The sequence below is a fragment of the Gilliamella sp. Pra-s52 genome (genome assembly GCF_009795805.1).
Taxonomy (GTDB): Bacteria; Pseudomonadota; Gammaproteobacteria; order Enterobacterales; family Orbaceae; genus Gilliamella.
This window is the reverse complement of the sequence record NZ_WTEY01000037.1, coordinates 1-2,325: the sequence shown is the minus strand read 5'-3', so window position 1 is coordinate 2,325 and position 2,325 is coordinate 1. Positions and strand designations below refer to the sequence as shown.

General features: G+C 36.9%; 3 protein-coding genes. 2 read left to right on the top strand and 1 reads right to left on the bottom strand.

The genetic code is table 11. From position 1 onward, the window contains the following. The first annotated feature begins 90 nt into the window (after positions 1–90). Positions 91–1,590 carry a pyocin knob domain-containing protein gene (locus GQ594_RS12125; RefSeq protein WP_202112592.1) on the top strand — a complete coding sequence of 500 codons (1,500 nt, stop codon included), beginning with the start codon at positions 91–93 and terminating at the stop codon, positions 1,588–1,590. Position 1,591: 1 nt separating this feature from the next. Further along, complete coding sequence (locus GQ594_RS11805; protein ID WP_160413162.1) at positions 1,592–2,128, top strand: tail fiber assembly protein; 537 nt, start codon at positions 1,592–1,594, stop codon at positions 2,126–2,128. Between the two features lie 2 nt (positions 2,129–2,130). On the opposite strand, the gene GQ594_RS11800 is transcribed toward GQ594_RS11805, so the two are convergent. Further along, positions 2,131–2,325, bottom strand: a 195-nt coding sequence (locus GQ594_RS11800; protein ID WP_160413163.1) for a hypothetical protein, incomplete at its 5' end; no start/stop codon positions are given.

The following is a 2,325-nucleotide window of genomic DNA, read 5'->3' as shown; positions in this document are numbered from 1 at the left end:
AACTCAAACGGATTTCTTGATTAATTAACAAGTTATCAGAACAAACCGCTTAATTGCGGTTTTTTTTATATTTAAAATTTGAGGAAAATTATGTCTTGGTACAAAACAGGTACGGTAAACGTAACCAATAACAGCAAAATAGTAACTGGGATTAACACTAAATGGACTAATCCATTAATAGGTATTTGTTCTGGACAAATGTTGATGTTACAAACATCAAATACAATAGAGATTTATGAGATTGCATCAGTTCAGTCAGATACACAGCTAACACTAGCAAAGGATTATAGCGGAGCAAGTAAAACAGGCGTTAAGTATGAAATACCGACATCGCCCAAAGTTTCTATCGAAGCTTTAGCATTGCGTGTATCAGAAATGTTGAATTATTATCAAATCCAACTGGACGCTTGGCAAACCTTATTAACAGGTGATGGAGAGGTAACATTAACAGCTCCAGATGGACAAGTTGTCACTATAAAATCTCAATATTCAATACAAAAAGAGTTAATAAAACTGGTTGAACAAAGTAAAGGTTTTGCACAATCAGCAAGCGAATCAACAACAATAGCAACTAATGCTAGCACATCAGCTAAATCATATGCAGATAGTGCTAAATCATATGCAGATAGTGCTAGTTCATCAGCGACAGCATCTCGTAACTCAGCTCAACAATCTAGTAATAGTGCAAATGCGGCTAAAGCGTCTGAAGACAATGCTAAAAAATTCGCATCAACAATTGATACGTCTAAGCTATTGAAAATTGGTGACGCTGTACAGTTGTTTGGTGATTTATCAAATATAAATTTGAACAGCCTAACGGGCTTGAGCGAAGGTGTTTATTTTCAAGGTCGAAACGTTCAAGCGACTACTGAAAACAACTATCCAGTTAATCAAGCCGGTACATTACAAATTTTTAAAAATGGTGCAGACGGTGCAGGATGTTGTCAGATTTATACAACATATAGAAATGCGAGACAATTTGTTAGAAATTATCGCGGCGGTACTAGAACATGGGAGCCTTGGGTTGAACAAGTCACAACTGCAAATATTAATAAATATATTCCAATAGGGGATCAGCGCTTAATGCCGTTTAGACGTGATGAACTGCCGTTCGGGTGGTATTTCAGAAATGGAGACAACTTTCTTTTAGATTCACCACAGGGTCAAGCTTTAAAGAGTTTATCTGTTAACTACAAAAGAGACCATAATATCGCGATAAAAACAATTAACGGTAAACAGTATATTAATGTACCGACTGCATTTTATTCCGATGGTCGTGGTTTTTTTGAGCGTGCGGTTAATGGAACTACTCGACAGGTAGGAAGTACTGAAGATGATGCGATTCGTAATATTAAAGGAGCGATACCAAATGGTCCCGGACGAGCAGTAATCGGGCATGAAAACATAACAAAAGGTGAGCATGACGGAGCGATGTCAGTTTATCACTGCGATGACGATTGGCTACAAGCAGGTTCGCGTCGAATGAGGTGGGCGTTTTTCGATTTTGATGCATCACGCGTAGTACCCACAGCTCACGAAAATAGACCGATTAATGTCGGCATGACGCCAGCTATATATTTGGGAGTTTAATATGATTAATTATTATTTTGATAATGCTAATGAACTAAGACCGTTTACACATGAACTAGAAGCGAATGATGATACATTACCGCCAGATAATGCGTTGCGTATCGCTCCTGAGTTTAAAGATGGATATTGGACATGCGAGCAAAATGGCGCATGGATTTTAATCGAAGATAACAGAAACAAAACGGTATATAACATTGATACGAAAGAATCAAGTGTTGTTGATTATCTTGGTAAAATCAAAAAGGGTTATACACAGCTTGAACCATTCGAATTTTGTAAGTGGGATATCAAAGCTAAAAAATGGGTATTAGATGAAGATGCAAAAAATGAACATCTCATCAAAAATAATCAAAATTTAAAGAACTCATTAATCAACGAAGCTAACGAAAAAATAGCTGTTTTGCAAGATATTATTGATTTAGAAATGCAAGAATCAGACGAAGAAGCGCGGTTAAAAGCGTGGAAAAAATATCGCATTTTAGTTACTCGTGTTGATGCGTCAGATGTTAATGCTGTGTTTCCTGAAAAACCACAATAAAATCAAAACACACTATCAATCTTCAACTTACAATACTCAACAGCGTCATGTAGCATTACAAAATCGGCGATATCATATTGTGATTTCAGTGTTTGATAGAACACATAATTGTGCTCGTCGTCGCTGTTGATAATGTAGCACTCGCCCGTAATTTCATTTTCGTAATCGGCGGGCGTTTGACGTATGTAAATTGGTAG

Coding starts and splice junctions, on each gene's coding strand:
- GQ594_RS12125 (WP_202112592.1), top strand. CDS start 91: ATGTCTTGGTACAAAACAGGTACGGTAAACGTAACCAATAACAGCAAA.
- GQ594_RS11805 (WP_160413162.1), top strand. CDS start 1,592: ATGATTAATTATTATTTTGATAATGCTAATGAACTAAGACCGTTTACA.